Origin of the sequence: Klebsiella quasipneumoniae subsp. quasipneumoniae, from assembly GCF_020525925.1 — a bacterium.
Lineage (GTDB): Bacteria > Pseudomonadota > Gammaproteobacteria > Enterobacterales > Enterobacteriaceae > Klebsiella > Klebsiella quasipneumoniae.
On sequence record NZ_CP084877.1, the window covers coordinates 73,647 to 94,964 of the forward strand.

At 57.4% G+C, this 21,318-nt stretch carries 23 protein-coding genes, 2 pseudogenes and 1 riboswitch; of the genes and pseudogenes, 10 read left to right on the forward strand and 15 right to left on the reverse strand.

What is annotated here, in order from left to right:
* Nucleotides 1–172: 172 nt before the first annotated feature.
* Nucleotides 173–3,181 carry a Tn3 family transposase gene (locus tag LGM20_RS25905; protein WP_004118541.1) on the reverse strand — a complete coding sequence of 1,003 codons (3,009 nt, stop codon included), beginning with the start codon at nt 3,179–3,181 and terminating at the stop codon, nt 173–175.
* Between the two features lie 160 nt (nt 3,182–3,341).
* Here LGM20_RS25905 and LGM20_RS25910 point away from each other — a divergent pair, with 160 nt between their 5' ends.
* Both LGM20_RS25910 and LGM20_RS25915 read left to right on the forward strand, forming a co-directional pair.
* Nucleotides 3,342–3,899 carry a recombinase family protein gene (locus LGM20_RS25910; RefSeq protein ID WP_004118540.1) on the forward strand — a complete coding sequence of 186 codons (558 nt, stop codon included), beginning with the start codon at nt 3,342–3,344 and terminating at the stop codon, nt 3,897–3,899.
* 131 nt (nt 3,900–4,030) lie between these two features.
* A complete protein-coding gene (locus LGM20_RS25915) occupies nt 4,031–4,363 on the forward strand; it encodes a DMT family transporter (RefSeq protein ID WP_004118538.1) in 333 nt (110 codons plus the stop codon).
* Between the two features lie 353 nt (nt 4,364–4,716).
* On the opposite strand, the gene nhaA is transcribed toward LGM20_RS25915, so the two are convergent.
* Nucleotides 4,717–5,865 carry a Na+/H+ antiporter NhaA gene (gene nhaA, locus LGM20_RS25920; RefSeq protein ID WP_011977829.1) on the reverse strand — a complete coding sequence of 383 codons (1,149 nt, stop codon included), beginning with the start codon at nt 5,863–5,865 and terminating at the stop codon, nt 4,717–4,719.
* 274 nt (nt 5,866–6,139) lie between these two features.
* Nucleotides 6,140–6,514, reverse strand: coding sequence for a fluoride efflux transporter CrcB (crcB, locus tag LGM20_RS25925; RefSeq protein WP_004118534.1), 375 nt, complete (start codon nt 6,512–6,514; stop codon nt 6,140–6,142).
* Nucleotides 6,515–6,591: 77 nt separating this feature from the next.
* Nucleotides 6,592–6,662, reverse strand: a riboswitch (Fluoride riboswitch).
* Nucleotides 6,663–7,042: 380 nt separating this feature from the next.
* Here crcB and LGM20_RS25930 point away from each other — a divergent pair.
* Nucleotides 7,043–8,239, forward strand: coding sequence for an MFS transporter (locus LGM20_RS25930; RefSeq protein WP_001549953.1), 1,197 nt, complete (start codon nt 7,043–7,045; stop codon nt 8,237–8,239).
* A 71-nt stretch (nt 8,240–8,310) separates the two neighbouring features.
* Here LGM20_RS25930 and LGM20_RS25935 read toward each other — a convergent pair whose 3' ends face one another.
* Nucleotides 8,311–9,138: a universal stress protein gene (locus LGM20_RS25935; RefSeq protein WP_004118529.1), complete on the reverse strand. Its 828-nt coding sequence runs from the start codon at nt 9,136–9,138 to the stop codon at nt 8,311–8,313.
* An 18-nt stretch (nt 9,139–9,156) separates the two neighbouring features.
* A complete protein-coding gene (locus LGM20_RS25940) occupies nt 9,157–10,635 on the reverse strand; it encodes a SulP family inorganic anion transporter (protein ID WP_001549885.1) in 1,479 nt (492 codons plus the stop codon).
* A 483-nt stretch (nt 10,636–11,118) separates the two neighbouring features.
* Here LGM20_RS25940 and LGM20_RS25945 point away from each other — a divergent pair, with 483 nt between their 5' ends.
* The 3 genes from LGM20_RS25945 (at nt 11,119) to arsC (ending at nt 13,329) form a co-directional block, all read left to right on the forward strand.
* Nucleotides 11,119–11,472: a metalloregulator ArsR/SmtB family transcription factor gene (locus tag LGM20_RS25945; protein WP_001549886.1), complete on the forward strand. Its 354-nt coding sequence runs from the start codon at nt 11,119–11,121 to the stop codon at nt 11,470–11,472.
* A 95-nt stretch (nt 11,473–11,567) separates the two neighbouring features.
* On the forward strand, nt 11,568–12,851 hold the full coding sequence (locus tag LGM20_RS25950) for an arsenic transporter (RefSeq protein WP_001549887.1): 1,284 nt from the start codon (nt 11,568–11,570) through the stop codon (nt 12,849–12,851).
* Between the two features lie 49 nt (nt 12,852–12,900).
* Nucleotides 12,901–13,329, forward strand: coding sequence for a glutaredoxin-dependent arsenate reductase (gene arsC, locus LGM20_RS25955; protein WP_001549888.1), 429 nt, complete (start codon nt 12,901–12,903; stop codon nt 13,327–13,329).
* 57 nt (nt 13,330–13,386) lie between these two features.
* Here the strand turns inward: arsC and LGM20_RS25960 are convergent.
* The 9 genes and pseudogenes from LGM20_RS25960 to intI1 all read right to left on the reverse strand — a co-directional run.
* Nucleotides 13,387–13,716: pseudogene (locus LGM20_RS25960) on the reverse strand (NAD(P)H-dependent oxidoreductase); the annotation flags it as partial.
* A gap of 32 nt (nt 13,717–13,748) precedes the next feature.
* Nucleotides 13,749–14,306 (reverse strand): recombinase family protein, encoded by a 558-nt coding sequence (locus tag LGM20_RS25965; RefSeq protein WP_003100847.1) that lies wholly within the window; start codon nt 14,304–14,306, stop codon nt 13,749–13,751.
* The gene (locus tag LGM20_RS25970; RefSeq protein WP_003100853.1) at nt 14,300–14,671 is read right to left on the reverse strand and encodes a hypothetical protein; all 372 of its coding nucleotides are present in this window, start codon (nt 14,669–14,671) and stop codon (nt 14,300–14,302) included. Before LGM20_RS25970 ends, LGM20_RS25965 begins: the two co-directional genes overlap by 7 nt.
* Nucleotides 14,668–15,168, reverse strand: a complete 501-nt coding sequence (locus tag LGM20_RS25975; protein ID WP_003100856.1) for a hypothetical protein — start codon at nt 15,166–15,168, stop codon at nt 14,668–14,670. Before LGM20_RS25975 ends, LGM20_RS25970 begins: the two co-directional genes overlap by 4 nt.
* Nucleotides 15,165–15,491, reverse strand: a complete 327-nt coding sequence (locus LGM20_RS25980; protein ID WP_003100858.1) for a hypothetical protein — start codon at nt 15,489–15,491, stop codon at nt 15,165–15,167. Before LGM20_RS25980 ends, LGM20_RS25975 begins: the two co-directional genes overlap by 4 nt.
* Nucleotides 15,492–15,745: 254 nt before the next feature.
* The gene (locus LGM20_RS25985; protein WP_003465043.1) at nt 15,746–16,102 is read right to left on the reverse strand and encodes a cupin domain-containing protein; all 357 of its coding nucleotides are present in this window, start codon (nt 16,100–16,102) and stop codon (nt 15,746–15,748) included.
* A complete protein-coding gene (locus LGM20_RS25990) occupies nt 16,092–16,493 on the reverse strand; it encodes a HepT-like ribonuclease domain-containing protein (protein ID WP_001293886.1) in 402 nt (133 codons plus the stop codon). The genes LGM20_RS25985 and LGM20_RS25990 overlap by 11 nt, the downstream gene beginning before the upstream one ends.
* Entirely contained in the window at nt 16,490–16,780 is a 291-nt protein-coding gene (locus LGM20_RS25995) for a nucleotidyltransferase family protein (protein WP_001247892.1), read from the reverse strand. Before LGM20_RS25995 ends, LGM20_RS25990 begins: the two co-directional genes overlap by 4 nt.
* Before the next feature lie 306 nt (nt 16,781–17,086).
* Nucleotides 17,087–18,100 carry a class 1 integron integrase IntI1 gene (gene intI1, locus LGM20_RS26000; protein ID WP_000845048.1) on the reverse strand — a complete coding sequence of 338 codons (1,014 nt, stop codon included), beginning with the start codon at nt 18,098–18,100 and terminating at the stop codon, nt 17,087–17,089.
* 145 nt (nt 18,101–18,245) lie between these two features.
* Here intI1 and aadA1 point away from each other — a divergent pair, with 145 nt between their 5' ends.
* The 4 genes and pseudogenes from aadA1 to LGM20_RS26020 all read left to right on the forward strand — a co-directional run.
* Entirely contained in the window at nt 18,246–19,037 is a 792-nt protein-coding gene (gene aadA1, locus LGM20_RS26005; RefSeq protein ID WP_001206316.1) for an ANT(3'')-Ia family aminoglycoside nucleotidyltransferase AadA1, read from the forward strand.
* A gap of 163 nt (nt 19,038–19,200) precedes the next feature.
* The gene (locus LGM20_RS26010; protein ID WP_000679427.1) at nt 19,201–19,548 is read left to right on the forward strand and encodes a quaternary ammonium compound efflux SMR transporter QacE delta 1; all 348 of its coding nucleotides are present in this window, start codon (nt 19,201–19,203) and stop codon (nt 19,546–19,548) included.
* Complete coding sequence (sul1, locus tag LGM20_RS26015) at nt 19,542–20,381, forward strand: sulfonamide-resistant dihydropteroate synthase Sul1 (RefSeq protein WP_000259031.1); 840 nt, start codon at nt 19,542–19,544, stop codon at nt 20,379–20,381. Before LGM20_RS26010 ends, sul1 begins: the two co-directional genes overlap by 7 nt.
* 127 nt (nt 20,382–20,508) lie before the next feature.
* A pseudogene (locus LGM20_RS26020) lies at nt 20,509–20,745 on the forward strand (GNAT family N-acetyltransferase); the annotation flags it as partial.
* A 117-nt stretch (nt 20,746–20,862) separates the two neighbouring features.
* On the opposite strand, the gene merR reads toward LGM20_RS26020, so the two are convergent.
* Nucleotides 20,863–21,297 (reverse strand): Hg(II)-responsive transcriptional regulator, encoded by a 435-nt coding sequence (gene merR / locus LGM20_RS26025; protein ID WP_000429838.1) that lies wholly within the window; start codon nt 21,295–21,297, stop codon nt 20,863–20,865.
* Nucleotides 21,298–21,318: the final 21 nt, after the last annotated feature.

The window sequence follows — 21,318 nt, forward strand, 5'->3', positions numbered from 1 at the left end:
ATAATGGACAAAAGCGCGGCGCGGTGCGCTATCTGTTACAGCACGCGGATGAATACCGATGTGGTGTATCCCGTTCCTGGCTTCCAGAGTGCACACATTGACCAAAACGCCGCCAACTGCGCGGAGAATAATCTATACCGGGGTTCGAGGTTCAATCGTGTAAAAAACCACGTTAAGGCAATAATTCATTGTTTGAATTGAAATTTAATGGCCTCAACTCTCCCTTCAGAATATTTTCCGGCAGCGTGAACGTATAATGTCCCAGCATGTTGATATGACCGTACATCAGTGGCGACAGGCGTGAGATATGCTCGTCTTCCGGGATCTCACCAGCGCTGCGCAAATGTGATAGCGCTTCCTGCATATAAAGCGTGTTCCACAATACAACTGCGTTAGTGACAAGCCCCAGCGCACCCAGTTGATCCTCCTGCCCCTCACGGTAACGTTTTCTAATCTCACCACGTTGGCCGTAACAGATCGCCCTTGCCACGGCGTGACGGCCTTCTCCCCGGTTAAGCTGAGTCAGTATCCTGCGACGATATTCTTCATCATCAATGTAGTTGAGGAGGTACAGCGTCTTGTTGACCCGTCCCACCTCCATAATCGCCTGCGCCAGCCCTGACGGACGGGAACTTTTTAAAAGCGAGCCCACAAGTTCTGAGGCGTGGACTGTACCCAGCTTCAGAGAACCGGAAACCCTCATCATTTCATCCCATTGGGTTTCTATCTTTGACAGTTCAACGCATCCCCGCGCCAGCTCATCCAGTACCCCGTAGTTCGCATTTTTATCTGCACGCCAAAATACCGCCTCACCGGCATCTGCCAGGCGGGGCGAAAACTGGTAGCCCAGCAGCCAGAACAGGCCAAAGATAATGTCGCTGGACCCTCCAGTGTCCGTCATAATCTCCACCGGATTCAGCCCCGTCTGCTGCTCCAGAAGCCCTTCCAGCACAAAGATAGAGTCACGCAACGTACCGGGGATAACGATGCCGTGAAAGCCGGAATACTGGTCAGAAACAAAATTGTACCAGGTGATCCCACGCCCTGAGCCAAAGTATTTTCTGTTAGGGCCAGAGTTCAGCGTTTTTACAGGAGTGACAAAGCGCATCCCATCTGCAGAAGCCACTTCTCCGCCGCCCCAGCGCTCAGACAGTTCCAGCGTGGACTGAAAATCGACCAACCGGGCATTAGCGCTGACCAGCGTTTCAGCCCGAATGTAGTTTTGTTTTACCCAGCTCAGACGGTGGCGGGTCAGTGCCGGAATACTGTGTTTGATCAGCGGTTCATGTCCGATATTGCAGGCTTCAGCGAGCAGTACGGCACACAGGCTGATGTTAAGATCCTGAGCACGGGCTTCAGACTCACTCACATGAGTGAATTCGCGGGTAAAACCAGTCCGGGCGTCAATTTCAAGCAGCAGCTCTGTCAGATCAACAGGGGGGACCAGCTGCCTGACGCGGCTGTTCAGAAGAATCAGCGGCTGCGGTTCTTCCAGTTTTTCCAGACTGCTGATGGTCAGGGACGGATATTTACCCTGATGACAGATGCTCACGGCAGCATTCAGCTCAAAGCGTGAGGCCACCGTTTTCCAGGTTTCGTCCAGTTCGGTTGCCAGCTGTTTAACGGCATTTCCACCATCGGTGGGGTGTCCAAGCGCCCGGCATACGGCGATCCGCTGAGCCTGCCATTCTTTCCCCTGAAGAAACTTCTGACGCGGATCGCCCCAGCGATCGCTGTTCTCCAGCCAGATATCGCGGCGACGCAGCGAATCCTGAAGGCGTTCCAGCAGGCACAATGAGTATCCTGCACGCTGTATCCGGCCTTCGGAGTCGTACACCAGACGTTTCCAGGGACCTGTAATGATCTGCTCAGGCGCATTCTCCAGGAGGCGTTTTTTCGAACCACTCAGTTCGGCCAGGTAATGTATGGCCGATAGCGTATTTTCGCCGGCAGGGGCAGACTGAAAATGTAAATCACGCAGCATCGCTGGCAGAAAGCGCTTAACCCGTCCATATTGCTCGACCATTTCATCCTGGAAATTTGTGTCCTGCGGGCGGGCAAGCTCATTGACTTTACCTACGGATTCCGCCAGCCGGTTCTTTGGTACGTGGCTGAAAATAGTCTGACGCAGCGCTGCGTCATCCATTTTATCATCCAGTAAAAGCGTACATGCATGTGCCAGAAGTAGCGCCGCGCGATCAAGATCTTTGAGCGTTCTGAGCCGTTTTTTCTGCCCGGTTTGCTTCGCTGAACGCGTGATATTGAGGATCAGCAGATCCAGAACATCGACAGCCTCATCGAGTGCCAAAATTTCCTGTGCTTTAACAAACGCGGTCAGGATGGCCAGCCGCCGTTCCTCCGGCATTCTGGCGATATATTTTACCGAAGCCATGCCAGCATAACGAGCCAGGTTGCGGAGTTGAATTGCAGGCAGCCCGGCAAAATTCAGCCGGGAAAACTCCAGGCTGCGCAGGCGTGTGTAGCGCTGAAGTGCGTCAGTAAAGGCCGGACCACTGACGTTGACGGGCCCTTTTCGTATCTGCTCCATCACGGAAACCCGCTGTCCTTCCGGTATGACAAGCAGACCGGCCAGTTGCTCAGTCTGCCAGCTGTCAGGTAATGCAGCCAGTCTGCGCCACAAACGCCTGCTTGCCCGCTCACGAATTTCGCCAATGAGCCTCGTCAGCGCTGAGGCTGCGGGCAACAATACTTTATTCTGGAGCAACCATGCCGTGGCAAAATCGAACATCAGACCGGGGCGCTCGTTACTGAGCCATGTGCGGATATAAAGCAGACGTTTCAGTCTGAACGACCAGGGGAAATCGCCAAAATCATGGTAGTCAGAGTGTTGCCTGATCAGCCTTTGATGCTCCCAACGGGTATTCTCTCTCTGGGCGTATCGGGCCATGATCTCAGGGCGATGAATGTTCAGCTGTAATGCAACGTAATTTCGGACGCCGGGAGGTATTTGCAAGGGATCGGTCTGGAAGGTTCCCAGAAAACGGGCCGTGGTTAGCTGAAGGGCAATCCCAAATCGGTTATGTTTCCCCCGGCGCTGATTAATAAAAACAAGATCGCGTTCATCAAGATGAAAATACCGGGCCAGCTGAACCTCGTTAGGCTCGGCGGCATACCGTCCGTAGTTTTCGGTCTGTTCACTGGTCAGAAAACCGTCACTCATCCCGCATCCTTTCGTAAGGGTATCGCTCTGCTCAAATTTTGATAGTCTCAGATATTATAAGTTTTGAGACCTTTTAAAGTGCGTGCTTACATGAGTATCAAAAATCGTGTTTTATGCTTTATGATACTACGCAGTATCAGTATCGATTTGTGAGACCAATATGGCATTACTGGGATATGCAAGGGTATCAACGAGCCATCAGAAACTGACGGCGCAGATCATGGAGCTGAAATCTTCAGGCGTCAGAGATGACCGGATTTTTACTGACATGATGTCGGGCGCCACGGACGAACGTGAAGGGTTACAACGGCTGCTTGCCCGTGCCGAAAAAGATGACATTATCATGTGTACCAAAATGGACCGGCTTGGCCGCAACACAGCGGATATGATCCACATTGTTGATGCCTGCTATAAAAAGGGAATAGCCATCCGGTTTCTGGAGAATGGACTGAGTACTGAAGGCACGATGGGTAAAATGGTCATTCAGATCCTTGCTGCCGTTGCTGAAGCTGAGCGGGAGCGGATCCTGGAGCGCACAAACGAAGGCCGGGTCATCGCCATGGCGGCAGGCGTCAGGTTTGGACGGAAACCTCATCACAAATCGGCCGCCGCACTGGAGCTTATCCGGCACGAAACGCCCATTAAACTGGTGATGGAGAAAACCGGCATATCCAGGGCCACCTATTTCAGGTTAAAAAAACTGGGCCCAGGCAGTTAACCCGACGCAGGCAGCGATTTTTTCCTGTGCCGGAAAGGGTTTCGCGGTTGATGCTGATGATCCCCTGCTTAAAAACAGAGTTAACATTGCCCACAATATTGCTGGTTTTGATGAGCCGTTAAAGGAGTTTTATGAATGGATGGATGTATCTGGTGATTGCCGGCATAGCCGAAGTCTTTTATGCCGCGTCAATGCTCCGGACTGAGGGATTTACCCGGATCTACCCCAGTATTTTTTGCCTGACATTTATCGGTGTGAGCATGTACTTTTTGTCCCTGGCAACACGGACTATTCCTGTAGGAACCGCTTATGCGGTCTGGGTCGGGATTGGTGCTTTAGGGACAGCAGCGTACGGAATAATTTACTTAAATGAAGATAAGGGCCTGTTACGCATTGCCTGTTTCGGACTGATTCTGGCGGGTATCATTGGCCTGAAAATTCTGGCAGGACACAAGCAGCTGTAGGTTCTCATCCATAAACAGAACTCCGGGGGCATTCTGATTTTAGACATCAGCATGCCTCTCCCTTTCCCCTTTTTGAAATGGGACATTACCCGCTACATTAATAACAGGCGAGAGAACCGACATAACCGGGGGCGGCCAGGAAAAGTTGCCATGATTGACAAAAAGACTGCTTTTTGTTTGTACCTGCATGATTAACGGTGCGAATTTTTTCGGCAAACTATAAATGCGGGCACCAGTGTGATGATAAGCACCTGAATAAATGCCGACGGTAATGAAGGTGGCCCTGTTGATTAATAAGTTTGCAGGGAAATAAAAATCCCCGTCATCACGGGGATTTTCCGGACCCGAATGCGTTACCGGGAAGGATGCGAAGGAGAAAAGCGCAGTATCAGCATACCCGCCAGTGCTGCCAGTACAGAGCCGGCAAGTACCCCCACCTTGACCTCGTCCACCAACAGGGGGCTTTCTGCAAACGCCAGGTTGCCGATAAACAGGCTCATGGTAAACCCTATTCCGCACAGGACCGATACGCCGTAAACCTGCAGCCAGGTACTTTTTTCAGGCCGTTTTGCCAGGCCCAGGCTGACGGCCAGCAGCGACAGGCCGAAAATGCCCGCCTGCTTGCCAACAAACAGGCCCAGCGCAACGCCGACCGGTACCGGCGACATCAGGTCATCAGCCGTCATACCGGAGAGCGCGACCCCCGCATTTGCGAAGCCAAACAGCGGCAGTATCAGAAACGTCACCCACGGATTGATGCCGTGCTCCAGCCGGGCAAGAGGGGATTGTTTATCCGGATCGGTTACCCGCAGCGGGATAAAGAGCGCCAGCAGGATACCCGCGATGGTGGCGTGCACCCCGGACTGAAGCATGAAAAACCACAGCACGCCCCCCGCCAGCAGATAGGGAAACAGCCGGGTAATCCCGGCACGGTTCATGATAAACAGCAGAGCAACCGTGACCGCCGCACCGGCCAGCATCAGAAACGAAATATTACTGGTATAGAAGAGCGCAATAATAGCCACTGCGCCCATGTCGTCCAGAATAGCCAGCGCCGACAGGAAAATTTTCAGCGAGGCAGGTACGCGACTGCCCAGCAGTGCCAGTACCCCGAGCGCAAAGGCAATGTCCGTGGCGGCAGGAATTGCCCAGCCAGCGAGGGTTTCATCGCTGCCCGCATTAAACCATACGTAAATGGCCGCAGGCACGGCCATCCCGCCCAGCGCGGCAAATCCCGGCAGCGCGCGCTGGCCCCAGGTGGCAAGCTGACCGGTGAGAAGCTCGCGCTTGATTTCCAGGCCGACCATCATGAAGAACACGGCCATCAGGGCGTCGTTTATCCAGTGCTCAACGGAGAGGCCGGCGGCGTTGTATTTCAGGAATACCTCATATCCCTCCCTGAGCGGAGAGTTAGCCACGATGATAGCGGCTGCTGAGGCGATGATGAGCACGATGCCGCCGGCTGCGGGCGAGCTGAAAAATGCAGATGGCACTTCTGACATCCTCTTTTTATTTCTGTCTGGGATTTCTGACACACTCCCTCCCTTTATTCAAAAAAAACAGGCCTTCCCCTGATATACAACCGCTGGTTATCAGAGGATAAGCCGGCTGAGCTACGCTGAAGATATAAAAAATACGATAATTAATTGCTGATAAATTAACGAATTAGCGTGACGTTAATTTTATCATAACGTCCGGCCCGCTTCAGGCGGAAGAGGTAAAGCCCTGTAAAGCTGCCGCAGGCAGGGGCATTTTTATCCGTCATCAGCCACACGCTCACAGCAGCCATGTGACGACAAAAAAACCCAGGGCAGTCATCAGAATGGAGCCGGTTACGTGTACCAGCAGTGAAGTAAACGCCCAGAAATAATTACCGGACTGCAGCTGTGAGAATATTTCCAGGGAAAACGTGGAAAACGTGGTCAGCCCACCGCACAGCCCGGTGATAACAAGTAATCGCCAGGCCGGATCCAGGTCAGGATGGCGCATGAACCAGGCCAGCGACGCACCAATGATAAATCCGCCCGCAAGGTTCACTACCAGCGTGCCCGGTGGCAGGTCAGGAAACAGGCTGTTCAGGCGTGCGCCAAGCAGCCAGCGGATCAGGCAGCCAGCGGATCCACCAATGATAATGGCCAGATAAGATTTCACGGGGTTTACCTCTGTGTCAGAGGGAGTATGCAGGCTGATGATACGGGGCGGCCTGACATACTCCCGGTTAAAGGGGAGTAATATCAGGCGTCATCAGCTTCTCAGGGGAAGCGGTTGGGTAAGGTGGAACGCCATCACCTCGCCGCAATTCTGGCCCGGTCACGGGCGTTAATCAAGCGGCTATCCACTGTTTTTGTGCGACTCCCCCTGCGGCGGGCATGAGGAGCCCGTTTTCAGGCTTGACCTGAAGAGCATTAAAAATTATCGTTTCGGCAGCATTTTATATCTGACTGTGAGTCATGCACATTACGCCACCCTGAGTTTCTCTTCGCCCGTCCTTTATCAGAGAGCCTGCCGCGACAGCCAGTCCGCGCCGGGTACCGTTCTCTCATATCCGTTACGGGACTGCCACCTTTCACGGTGAACCCGCGTGTACCTGCTTCAGGGACGCAGGCGCCGTGTCCGCAGCAGCCGGTACGGACACGTCGTGATTAATCGGCGGGCTGCAGCCCGCCTTCAGGGATATTCATGCGTCAGCTTTTTCGGTTTATGTTTCATCACGCCTCTCACCTTACGTTCGGTGCGATGCTGATGGCCATGTCCAGCTTTGGACAGACCTATTTTGTCTCACTTTACGGGCAGGATTTTCGTGAGGCCTTTGGGCTCACCGACGGCGGACTGGGCGGCCTGTACGCAATCGGAACGGTGATGAGCGCCATCACGCTGACCTGGGCCGGACGGCTGATTGACTACACCACGACCCGCCGCTTCACGCTGGCGGTCACCCTTTTGCTGCTCACGGCCTGCCTGCTGGTTTCCGGCGCACAGGCGGCGTGGATGCTGTGCATCGGGTTTTACTTTCTGCGCCTCGGCGGCCAGGGACTGATGGTGCATACTGCGCTGACCGCAACGGCGCGCCAGTTCCCCCTTGATGCAGGCAAGGCGCTCGGCGCCATCGCGCTGGGGCTCTCGCTGGCGCAGGCCGTTTTTCCTGTGATTGCGGTGCAGATAAGCGCGCTGACGGGATGGCGCGCTGCCTGGGGCATCAATGCCGGAATGCTTGTTGCCGGCGTGGGGGTCGCGCTGATGTTTTTGCCCCGCGGGAAAGAGAAGCCGCTGCGTACGTTCAGAAAGCGGGGTGAGGAGAAAGAAAAAGAGGCGCCGGTATGGCGAAACCGCAACCTGCTGCTGGCGCTGCCTGTCGTGCTGGCCTCCCCCTTTATCACCACCGGCTTCTTCTTCCACCAGGCGAGGCTGGCACAGGAGAAAGGCTGGGAGCTGTCGTGGGTGGCGGTATGGTTTATTGCCTATGCCATTACCCAGGCGGTATCGCTGCTGTCGTTTGGCCCGCTGATTGACCGGCTCTCACCACGCAGGCTGCTGCCGTGGTTTCTGATGCCACAGGCCCTGGCCATGCTGGCGCTATGGCTCAGCAACGGTCAGTGGGTGACGCCTTTTTACCTGATTATGACCGGCGTATCGTCGGCCATTGCCTCAACGCTTGCCACCGCGCTCTGGGTACAGCTGTTTGGTCCGGCGCAGCTGGCCAGGGTGCGCTCGGCGGTTGAGGCAGGGACGGTGATTGCCAGCGGGGCATCCCCGGTAATCATGGGCGTGCTGATAGATAACCATGTCACCCTGCATCTTCAGGCCCTGTTCTGCCTGGTCTACATTCTTGGCGCCAGCCTGCTGGCCACCGGTATCAGGACGGATGCGCCGCAATAACGCGCCTTTACCTTCATACCCGTCATCCTCTTTCCCCTGTGAAGGCGGGCCTGATATCAGGCCCGCCTGTTTCATCGCAGCATCAGCAGGGGCTGACGGCTTTCAGACAGCATTTCCGTGGTGTGGCTGCCAATAAAGAATCGCCGTAACCGGGAGTGCCCGCAGGCCCCCATTACCGTGAGGTCGATATCATGGGCGTCCGCGTAGCGGCACAGCGCCCCGGTTACGGACTCGTCTTCCAGCAGGCGTGTCTCGGTCGTGATACCGGCTTCCTGAAGAACAGCCTGCGCATCCTGCAGGGCTGACATGTCACCGTTGACCATCACGATATGACAGCTCAGGCCGTGCAGCAGCGGGCTGACCGTCAGGCGCGTCAGGTTTTTACGGCTCTCACTGCTGCCGTCGTACGCAAACATCACCCGCGCCGGCGGCGTAAACGTCTCCGGCACAATCAGCACCGGGTTTTTCTGCAGGCGAATGACGCTTTCCAGATGGCTGCCTACCTGATTCTGCGTCCCGCGGCGCCCCAGCACCATCAGCCGGACTTCGCCCAGCTCCGCCAGGATTTCGTCCAGTGCGCCGTGCTTTTGCAGCAGCTGTGCGTCCGGCTGTCCGGTCTGCTTCAGGAGCTCCGCACAGCCGGCCAGCACGGCCTTGCCCTGCGCCATCAGCAGCCGGCTGCGCTCACCCTCGACGCGGACCAGCGCTTCGGTCAGCTGCTCCCGGCTGTCAATACCAATGCTCCCGGTCAGGTCAGACACGGCGGGAGTCTCACTCTTTTCGAGCACGTGCAGCAGCGCCAGCGGCGCGCCAAGTTTACCGGCTGCCCAGGCAGCATACTCACAGACCGGCCGGGTTGACGGCGAGCCGTCAACGCAGGCAATAACGGTGTTATTCATGATGCTTTCTCCAGTAAATTAATGGCCACCCATCAGCTTTTCCACTTCTTCAGGCTTGTCATGCACTCCGAAGCGGTCAACGAGGGTGCGGGTCGCGTCATTCATACCCTTGATCTCCACTTCCGTGCCTTCGCGACGGAACTTGATAACCACCCGGTCCAGCGCGCTCACGGAGGTGATATCCCAGAAGTGGGCGTGCGTTACGTCAATCACCACGCGCTCCACCGCTTCACGGAAGTCGAAGTGGCTCATAAAGCGATCGGATGAGGCAAAGAATACCTGGCCGGCTACGGTATAGGTGCGGGTGTCGTCCTTCAGCTCAGAGGAGACCGCCATAAAGCGGGCGACCTTGGTGGCGAAGTTCAGCGAGGCAATCAGCACGCCGGTGAGCACGCCAAACGCCAGGTTATCGGTCGCCACCACCACCACCACGGTGGCCAGCATCACCACGCTGGTTGACAGCGGATGGCTGCGCAGGTTGCTGATGGAGCGCCAGGAGAAGGTGCCGATGGAGACCATGATCATCACCGCCACCAGAGCCGCCATGGGTATCCGGGACACCCAGTCGCGCAGGAACACCACCATCAGCAGCAGCACCACGCCGGCGGTGAGCGTGGAAAGCCGCCCGCGCCCGCCCGATTTGACGTTGATCACCGACTGGCCAATCATCGCGCAGCCCGCCATGCCGCCGATAAAGGAGGTGCAGATGTTGGCCACGCCCTGCGCCTTGCACTCGCGGTTTTTATCGCTCGGCGTGTCGGTCATGTCGTCCACGATGGTGGCGGTCATCATCGACTCCAGCAGCCCCACCACGGCAAGTCCTGCCGAGTACGGCAGAATAATCATCAGCGTGTCGAGGTTAAGCGGGATATCCGGGATCAGAAACACCGGCAGGCTGTCCGGCAGTTTGCCCATGTCACCCACGGTGCGCACGTCCAGGTGCAGCCACATGGAAATGGCGGTCAGCACGATGATGCAGACCAGCGGCGAGGGAATGGTTTTGTTCAGATACGGGAAGAGATAAATGATGCCCAGGCCCGCAGCGGTCAGGGCATAAACGTGCCAGGTGACGTTGGTCAGCTCCGGCAGCTGCGCCATAAATATCAGGATGGCCAGCGCGTTCACGAAACCGGTGACCACCGAGCGGGAGACGTAGCGCATCAGGCTGCCCAGCTTCAGGTAGCCGGCCGCCAGCTGCAGTACGCCGGTCAGCGCCGAGGCCGCCAGCAGATACTGCAGGCCGTGGTCTTTTACAAGCGTGATCAGCAGCAGCGCCATCGCACCGGTGGCGGACGATATCATTGCCGGACGGCCGCCGAGGAAGGCCATAACCAGGGGAATACAGAACGCAGAGTAGAGCCCGACCTGCGGGTCGACTCCGGCGATGATGGAAAAGGCGATCGCTTCGGGAATAAGCGCGAGCGCGACCACAATACCGGCAAGGACGTCACCACGGACGTTACCCAGCCAGTCCTTACGCGTCGAGGACAGCAGCATAGTCATTTCTCAGTTTTTGATTACGGTCAGCCCGTGAGGGCAAAAATTTTACGTACGAAAAAGCACATCCGCAGACGGGATGTTTTTGAGTGCGCGCCGAAGTTTATTCAGTGCGACAGAGGAGGGGTACGACTCAGGGTGGCGTAAGACGCATGGTGGTGTTTATCACTCCTTCACGGCTGACAGAGCAGCGCGGGTAATCAGAAAGACCGGATGAACAGACGTTCAGTACCGGCCACAAATGCCCGCCGGGCAGATGAACCACGGCAAAAAGCGCTTTTTACTCTACACGAATTGTTAACGGGGTCAACGCGCAGGGCAAAAACGCTGTTCATGGAATGCCGGTCAGGCGCATCCGGACGGAAAGTCCTTCTGCATGCTCAGGCTCGTCCGGCGTTCGCACATACATATGATTAAGTGAATATAAATTTGACGGAGAAAGTTTCACAGGTACACTCAGGTCAGTCACAATAAGGAGTCACCATGCCACCCGTGTCCCCCCTGCAGCTTTTTAAAAGCCTTTCCGACGAAACCCGACTCAGCCTCGTGCTGCTGCTACGCGAAAAAGGGGAGCTCTGCGTCTGTGAACTTACGTCCGTGCTGAAAGAAACTCAGCCCAAAATCTCACGGCATCTGGCTCTGCTGAGAGAAAACGGGCTGCTTACCGACCGGCGGGACGGAAAATGGATCCACTATCGTCTGTCGCCTCATATGCCGGCGTGGGCAGCGGCGGTTATCGAACAGGCTTATCTCTGCCAGCGGGATGATATCCGCCAGCTCAGCCGGCAGGCTGAACGCGATAACGCCACCACCAACGGCAAGCCTGTCTGCATTTAAAAATTTACCGGTATATATCTGGATTATCGAATATATTACGCATCGAAAATTTATCAGTCCGGTTTAACAGGCATTTGTATTCAATAGGAGCGGGTATGTTTCTGGCAGGTGCGATTTTCATCCTGACGCTGGTACTGGTCATCTGGCAGCCGAAGGGGCTGAGCATTGGCTGGAGTGCCGTCATCGGTGCGGCGCTGGCGCTGCTGACCGGCGTGGTGCACATCGGTGATATTCCGGTGGTCTGGCAGATTGTCTGGAACGCCACGGGCACGTTCATTGCGGTCATCATTATCAGCCTGCTGCTCGATGAGTCCGGCTTTTTTGAGTGGGCCGCGCTGCACGTTTCCCGCTGGGGAGGCGGCAGGGGCCGGCTGCTGTTCACGTATATCGTTCTGCTGGGTGCCGCAGTGGCGGCGCTGTTTGCCAATGACGGAGCCGCGCTAATTCTGACGCCGATCGTTATTGCCATGCTGCTGGCGCTGGGATTCACTCCCGGCTCCACGCTGGCGTTTGTGATGGCAGCGGGCTTTATCGCTGACACCTCCAGCCTGCCGCTCATCGTATCGAACCTGGTGAACATCGTAACGGCTGACTTCTTTACGCTGGGCTTCAGCGAGTACGCATCCGTCATGGTGCCGGTGAACATTGCCTCCATTGCGGCCACGCTGGTGATGCTTCATCTCTTTTTCCGCAGGGACATCCCGGTCACCTATGACCTGGCGAAGCTGAAGGCACCGCGGGAAGCCATCCGGGATGCACGAACCTTTAAGGCTGGCTGGGTGGTTTTGGTTCTTCTGCTGGTTGGCTTTTTTGCTCTGGAGCCGCTCGGCGTGCCGGTCAGCCTGGTGGCGGCGGTGGCGGCGTTTATTCTCTGGCTGGTTGCCCGCAAAGGACACGTGATTGACGCCGGCAGGGTGCTGAAAGGCGCGCCCTGGCAGATCGTTATCTTTTCGCTGGGCATGTATCTGGTGGTATACGGACTGCGTAACGCCGGACTGACTGATTACCTTTCCGCCGCCCTGAACCGGTTTGCAGAGCACGGCGTATGGGGCGCAACGCTCGGCACCGGCTTCCTGACGGCGGCACTCTCGTCCGTCATGAACAACATGCCCACCGTGCTGGTTGGCGCGTTGTCGATTGACGGTAGTAGCGCACAGGGCGTGGTGAAGCAGGCGATGATTTACGCCAACGTCATCGGCTGTGACCTCGGCCCGAAAATAACCCCTATCGGCAGCCTCGCAACCCTGCTGTGGCTGCACGTGCTGGCACAGAAAAACATCACCATCAGCTGGGGCTATTACTTCCGCGTGGGCATCGTGATGACCCTGCCGGTGCTTTTTGTCACGCTGGCCGCGCTGGCCCTGCGCCTGTCTGTTTAACTTTAACCCCGGGGCTGCGCCCGTGCAGCCCCTTTACGGAGTACCGCTTATGACTGACATTACCATTTACCACAACCCGGCCTGCGGGACATCCCGCAATACCCTGGCGCTTATCCGTAACAGCGGCGCCGAACCCACGGTTATTCTGTATCTGGAAACGCCGCCGTCACGCGATGAGCTGAAGAAGCTGATTGCGGATATGGGCATCGGCGTGCGCGACCTGCTGCGCAAAAATACCGAACCGTACGAACAGCTCGGCCTGGCAGAAGACCGCTTCAGCAATGACGAACTGCTCGATGCCATGCTGGCTCATCCGATCCTCATTAATCGCCCGGTGGTAGTGACACCGCTCGGCACGAAGCTGTGCCGTCCCTCCGAAGTGGTTCTGGACATACTGCCGGACCCGCAGCAGGGCGCGTTTACCAAAGAGGACGGCGAAGCCGTCATTGATGAGCACGGGAACCGCGTCAGCCACTGATTTTTTACCAGGCTGCGGGCATAACAGTGTGGAAAAAGCCGGCATCTGCCGGCTTTTTTATATGCTGCGCTGGTTGACCCGCTCAGAAAGCTGCGCGGCACTCTCTTTCCTTTCGCTGTAGCGGTCGGTGAGATAATCACTGCGACCGCGCGTCAGCAGGGTGAACTTCATCAGTTCCTCCATGACGTCCACTATGCGGTCATAATACGAAGAAGGCTTCATGCGGCCATCCTCATCAAACTCGGCCCAGGCTTTTGCCACGGATGACTGATTCGGGATGGTGATCATCCGCATCCAGCGTCCAAGAATACGCATCTGATTTACAGCGTTGAACGACTGTGAGCCGCCGCTGACCTGCATGACGGCCAGGGTTTTTCCCTGTGACGGGGGTCGTCTCAGAAAACGGAAAATAAAGCACGCTAAGCGTGCGTGGAGGCTGGCACCCAGCGGTACAGCGTCGGAATGGACACGCCGAGGTTCTTGGCCACGTCCTTGGGCGGCACCCCGCTGGCCAGCAGCTTCTTGGCCGACTCGATCTTGCTGTCGGTCATCTTCGGCTTGCGGCCGCCTTTGCGGCCGAGCTGCTTGGCGACTTCCAGCCCGGCGCGGGTGCGCTCGACGGTCAGCTCGCGCTCCATTTCGGCAAGGCTCGCCATGACGTGGAAGAAGAACCGCCCGGATGGTGTGCCGGTGTCGATGGAGTCGGTGAGGCTCCTGAACTGGACACCGTGCTTGTGCAGATCGCCGACCAGATCGACCAGTTGCTTGACCGACCGGCCCAGCCGGTCGAGCTTCCAGACGACCAAAGTATCGCCTTCGCGCAGCATTTCGAGCGTCTTGGCCAAGCCAGGCCGGTCTGCCCGCGTGCCACTCACCTTGTCCTCGAAGACCTTTTTACATCCGGCCTTGCTCAAGGCTTCGCGTTGCAGCTCCAGGTTCTGATCCTGCGTCGAGACGCGCGCATAGCCAATCAACATGGCTTGTCTCGCGCCCGGTCGATGCGTTCCTGCATCGCCTGCATCACTTCTTCGTGGGTGTACGATCTGGCGTTGGCGTCGGTGGCTTGCCGCAGGGCTTCCTCAACCTCGCGCGTCATCCGCTCGTAATCCTCCGGCCACAGCGCTTGCTCCATGCGCAGCGACGCCTGACCCAGCAGGTGCAGCAGGCTGAACAGCCGCATGTCGTTGGTGGCGACGATGCGCTCCCGAATCTGCTCCTGAATAGCTTCGCTAGCCCGATGCGCTTGTGGTGTGGCAGTCCCCTCGTAGTCAGCGGGGAATTCCGCTTCCTCGGCAATCCTTGCCCAGGCGCTGGCCAGCGCCTCGATGGTTGACGTGCTCATTTCCGCCGCTCCTGTGCTCTTTGGCGAATCAACCGGCCAAGGGGCCTCGACGCGAAAACCAGCAGCATCACGCCTATCGGATACCAGGTCGAGAAGACCACCAAGGCATCGAAGGCTGGCCGTCCGGTGTTGGTAGGCAGTACGGCGGTCACAGCCATCAACCCGCCGACCGTCCAGATGATGCGCCACACGTAGGGCATCACGCGGGGCACGTAGCCGTCATCGAAAGCGGTCTGGTAGTAGCGGCGCAGGCCGCGCTCGGCAAGCGCCTGGCGCTGCCGCTCCGACAGCGCATCCGTCCGGCCATACCAGCGCCGGAATGGTGGACAGCGCAGCAGCAAAGGGGTGAAGAGGATCATCACCGCCACGATCGCGACACCCCACGCCATGACGGCGCCGGCATCGGGCCGCTTGGCGTTCTCGATCACGGGCGCGAAGACGCCCGGAGCACCGATCATCCAGAACAGCGCAATGTGCTGATGGAAGGAGAGCTTCATTTGCTCATCCACTTGCGCAGCAGGCGCTTTTTCAGGGAGGCGCGTTCTTGCGGGTTGCGTCCCTTGTGATTGGCGATGCGATCCGCCGTGGCGGCCTGGCGCTTGACGGGCCAGTAGGAGCGGCCATCCTTGCCCATCGACCAGACGCTGCTGGCCTGGTTTTCCAGCAGGGGCAGATGGGCGCTCAGGGCTTCGGGCGACGCGCTGGTCAGCGCCGTGCGCTCACGGGTGCGCCAGCGCTGATGCCAGAGCTTCTTGTCCTCGCGCTCGCTGCCGCAGGTCGTGTGCCCGACGATGGGTGTTTTGCGGCGGCTGCGGCTCATAACGTAGTGGTCTCCAAGAACATTCAGGACTGATCCCAGGCGTCGATGGTCAAGACCTGATCGGCAGGACAGGCGGCTACGCGGTCGGGAACTGGATGGTGTTCAGTCTCATGCCGACCCCATTCGATTGATCGCGTCGCTTGCGGCACGCTGCGACACAAGGAGGTTTGCGACCTGGTTTAGCAGCCGTGTCCGCTGCATGTCTGTTACCTATCTCCCCGACCGCTCATTGGACCAACTCCAGAGATTGGGCTCTATCGCTCAGCCAATACGAAACCGGCATTGGCTGATGCCACAACCGAGACGAACACAAATGGCTCGGTACCTGTATTTCGCGCCCCGTGCACTTGGCCCGGTCTTGCCACGGCTATCTCACCTTCCCTGAGGGCACGAACAATCCCATTGCCCTGAAAGTAATCAGCCATTCCCGACAAAACAGTCCACGTGTCTTGGCCGTGAGGATGAATGTGAGCCGCAATTTCCTGCCCGGGATGGACATGCCAAACCACGATAATTGAGTCTCGGGTTTCAAGCACAACGGAACGAATAGGCTCGCCTTCGGACGGCTGAACATACTCGGCTACAGAAAATATTCTCGATTCAACAGTCATCGGAGATCCCTCTTTCACAGTTGTCGTTACGGTCTTCATCGTCGGCATCCTGACGCACGGCGGGCAATTGCTGGAGCAACGCCGGCAGCCATTCCTGTACCGTCTCCCACACCACATCGAGGTTGATGTCGAAATAGCCGTGAGCCATGCGATTACGCATATTGCGCATGCTGCGCCACGGCACGTCGGCATGCGCCTGGGTGAACTCGACGTAGCCATCCATCACCTTTGTGGCCGCCTCGCCGATGACGATCAGGCTCATGATGACGGCCTGCTGGGTGCGCTTGTCGGCCAAGAAGTCGTCCTTGGCCATCCCTTCCACGAAGCTGCGCGCATCGGTTGCGGCCTGCTGAATGTGGTCGAGGTAATCGGGCAGGCGGTTCTCGCTCATATCGGTTGCGCCTCCGCGAGCACCTTGGCCCGGAACTTCGGCGGCAGGTCGCCGGGAGTCAGCAGATCGACGTCAACGCCGAGCAGCGATTTCAGTTCTTCTTCCAAATCGCCCAAGTCCAACAACGTGGCACCGGGCAGCGCATCGACCAACAGGTCGAGGTCGCTGCCATCCCGGTCGGTGCCATGCAGCACCGAGCCGAAGACGCGCGGGTTCGCGGCGCGAAAGCGGCCTACCGCTTCACGCACTGCGCTTCGCTTCATGTCAAGCACAACAGACGGTCGCATGCGCATCCTTTCTTATCGAAACTCGTTGAGATGATATGCAATCAAGAATAGAATTTCAAGAACTATTTTCGAGAATCGCAATGCCTTGATTCCCGTGCCGCGCCTGTCGTTTTCAGAAGACGGCTGCACTGAACGTCAGAAGCCGACTGCACTATAGCAGCGGAGGGGTTGGATCCATCAGGCAACGACGGGCTGCTGCCGGCCATCAGCGGACGCAGGGAGGACTTTCCGCAACCGGCCGTTCGATGCGGCACCGATGGCCTTCGCGCAGGGGTAGTGAATCCGCCAGGATTGACTTGCGCTGCCCTACCTCTCACTAGTGAGGGGCGGCAGCGCATCAAGCGGTGAGCGCACTCCGGCACCGCCAACTTTCAGCACATGCGTGTAAATCATCGTCGTAGAGACGTCGGAATGGCCGAGCAGATCCTGCACGGTTCGAATGTCGTAACCGCTGCGGAGCAAGGCCGTCGCGAACGAGTGGCGGAGGGTGTGCGGTGTGGCGGGCTTCGTGATGCCTGCTTGTTCTACGGCACGTTTGAAGGCGCGCTGAAAGGTCTGGTCATACATGTGATGGCGACGCACGACACCGCTCCGTGGATCGGTCGAATGCGTGTGCTGCGCAAAAACCCAGAACCACGGCCAGGAATGCCCGGCGCGCGGATACTTCCGCTCAAGGGCGTCGGGAAGCGCAACGCCGCTGCGGCCCTCGGCCTGGTCCTTCAGCCACCATGCCCGTGCACGCGACAGCTGCTCGCGCAGGCTGGGTGCCAAGCTCTCGGGTAACATCAAGGCCCGATCCTTGGAGCCCTTGCCCTCCCGCACGATGATCGTGCCGTGATCGAAATCCAGATCCTTGACCCGCAGTTGCAAACCCTCACTGATCCGCATGCCCGTTCCATACAGAAGCTGGGCGAACAAACGATGCTCGCCTTCCAGAAAACCGAGGATGCGAACCACTTCATCCGGGGTCAGCACCACCGGCAAGCGCCGCGACGGCCGAGGTCTTCCGATCTCCTGAAGCCAGGGCAGATCCGTGCACAGCACCTTGCCGTAGAAGAACAGCAAGGCCGCCAATGCCTGACGATGCGTGGAGACCGAAACCTTGCGCTCGTTCGCCAGCCAGGACAGAAATGCCTCGACTTCGCTGCTGCCCAAGGTTGCCGGGTGACGCACACCGTGGAAACGGATGAAGGCACGAACCCAGTGGACATAAGCCTGTTCGGTTCGTAAACTGTAATGCAAGTAGCGTATGCGCTCACGCAACTGGTCCAGAACCTTGACCGAACGCAGCGGTGGTAACGGCGCAGTGGCGGTTTTCATGGCTTGTTATGACTGTTTTTTTGTACAGTCTATGCCTCGGGCATCCAAGCAGCAAGCGCGTTACGCCGTGGGTCGATGTTTGATGTTATGGAGCAGCAACGATGTTACGCAGCAGGGCAGTCGCCCTAAAACAAAGTTAAACATCATGAGGGAAGCGGTGATCGCCGAAGTATCGACTCAACTATCAGAGGTAGTTGGCGTCATCGAGCGCCATCTCGAACCGACGTTGCTGGCCGTACATTTGTACGGCTCCGCAGTGGATGGCGGCCTGAAGCCACACAGTGATATTGATTTGCTGGTTACGGTGACCGTAAGGCTTGATGAAACAACGCGGCGAGCTTTGATCAACGACCTTTTGGAAACTTCGGCTTCCCCTGGAGAGAGCGAGATTCTCCGCGCTGTAGAAGTCACCATTGTTGTGCACGACGACATCATTCCGTGGCGTTATCCAGCTAAGCGCGAACTGCAATTTGGAGAATGGCAGCGCAATGACATTCTTGCAGGTATCTTCGAGCCAGCCACGATCGACATTGATCTGGCTATCTTGCTGACAAAAGCAAGAGAACATAGCGTTGCCTTGGTAGGTCCAGCGGCGGAGGAACTCTTTGATCCGGTTCCTGAACAGGATCTATTTGAGGCGCTAAATGAAACCTTAACGCTATGGAACTCGCCGCCCGACTGGGCTGGCGATGAGCGAAATGTAGTGCTTACGTTGTCCCGCATTTGGTACAGCGCAGTAACCGGCAAAATCGCGCCGAAGGATGTCGCTGCCGACTGGGCAATGGAGCGCCTGCCGGCCCAGTATCAGCCCGTCATACTTGAAGCTAGACAGGCTTATCTTGGACAAGAAGAAGATCGCTTGGCCTCCCGCGCAGATCAGTTGGAAGAATTTGTTCACTACGTGAAAGGCGAGATCACCAAGGTAGTCGGCAAATAATGTCTAACAATTCGTTCAAGCCGACGCCGCTTCGCGGCGCGGCTTAACTCAAGCGTTAGATGCACTAAGCACATAATTGCTCACAGCCAAACTATCAGGTCAAGTCTGCTTTTATTATTTTTAAGCGTGCATAATAAGCCCTACACAAATTGGGAGATATATCATGAAAGGCTGGCTTTTTCTTGTTATCGCAATAGTTGGCGAAGTAATCGCAACATCCGCATTAAAATCTAGCGAGGGCTTTACTAAGCTTGCCCCTTCCGCCGTTGTCATAATCGGTTATGGCATCGCATTTTATTTTCTTTCTCTGGTTCTGAAATCCATCCCTGTCGGTGTTGCTTATGCAGTCTGGTCGGGACTCGGCGTCGTCATAATTACAGCCATTGCCTGGTTGCTTCATGGGCAAAAGCTTGATGCGTGGGGCTTTGTAGGTATGGGGCTCATAATTGCTGCCTTTTTGCTCGCCCGATCCCCATCGTGGAAGTCGCTGCGGAGGCCGACGCCATGGTGACGGTGTTCGGCATTCTGAATCTCACCGAGGACTCCTTCTTCGATGAGAGCCGGCGGCTAGACCCCGCCGGCGCTGTCACCGCGGCGATCGAAATGCTGCGAGTCGGATCAGACGTCGTGGATGTCGGACCGGCCGCCAGCCATCCGGACGCGAGGCCTGTATCGCCGGCCGATGAGATCAGACGTATTGCGCCGCTCTTAGACGCCCTGTCCGATCAGATGCACCGTGTTTCAATCGACAGCTTCCAACCGGAAACCCAGCGCTATGCGCTCAAGCGCGGCGTGGGCTACCTGAACGATATCCAAGGATTTCCTGACCCTGCGCTCTATCCCGATATTGCTGAGGCGGACTGCAGGCTGGTGGTTATGCACTCAGCGCAGCGGGATGGCATCGCCACCCGCACCGGTCACCTTCGACCCGAAGACGCGCTCGACGAGATTGTGCGGTTCTTCGAGGCGCGGGTTTCCGCCTTGCGACGGAGCGGGGTCGCTGCCGACCGGCTCATCCTCGATCCGGGGATGGGATTTTTCTTGAGCCCCGCACCGGAAACATCGCTGCACGTGCTGTCGAACCTTCAAAAGCTGAAGTCGGCGTTGGGGCTTCCGCTATTGGTCTCGGTGTCGCGGAAATCCTTCTTGGGCGCCACCGTTGGCCTTCCTGTAAAGGATCTGGGTCCAGCGAGCCTTGCGGCGGAACTTCACGCGATCGGCAATGGCGCTGACTACGTCCGCACCCACGCGCCTGGAGATCTGCGAAGCGCAATCACCTTCTCGGAAACCCTCGCGAAATTTCGCAGTCGCGACGCCAGAGACCGAGGGTTAGATCATGCCTAGCATTCACCTTCCGGCCGCCCGCTAGCGGACCCTGGTCAGGTTCCGCGAAGGTGGGCGCAGACATGCTGGGCTCGTCAGGATCAAACTGCACTATGAGGCGGCGGTTCATACCGCGCCAGGGGAGCGAATGGACAGCGAGGAGCCTCCGAACGTTCGGGTCGCCTGCTCGGGTGATATCGACGAGGTTGTGCGGCTGATGCACGACGCTGCGGCGTGGATGTCCGCCAAGGGAACGCCCGCCTGGGACGTCGCGCGGATCGACCGGACATTCGCGGAGACCTTCGTCCTGAGATCCGAGCTCCTAGTCGCGAGTTGCAGCGACGGCATCGTCGGCTGTTGCACCTTGTCGGCCGAGGATCCCGATGTCACTTTCAGAAGGCGACAGCACGAAATATCAAAAGTCGACCGCACGGTCTTTTCTGACGTTGGAGTCGCCTCAGAAAACGGAAAATAAAGCACGCTAAGGCGTAGTTCCCTCGGGCTACACCGCGTCCGCACTGCGCGGTTCTTTCTTCCCTTGCAGTGACGCAATCAGCGGGCAGGAAACGTTCCCCTTCCGCGCATGGCAGGCGCACACCAAATCAGACAGCACGGCCTCCATGCGCGCCAGGTCAGCCATCCTCTCGCGCACGTCCTTGAGCTTGTGCTCGGCCAGGCTGCTGGCTTCCTCGCAATGGGTGCCATCCTCCAGCCGCAGCAGCTCGGCGATCTCATCCAGGCTGAAGCCCAACCGCTGGGCTGATTTCACGAAGCGCACCCGCGTTACATCCGTCTCGCCATAGCGGCGAATGCTGCCGTAAGGCTTGTCCGGTTCCGGGAGCAAGCCCTTGCGCTGATAGAACCGGATGGTCTCCACATTGACCCCGGCCGTCCTGGCGAAAACGCCAATGGTCAGGTTCTCCAAATTGTTTTCCATATCGCTTGACTCCGTACATAA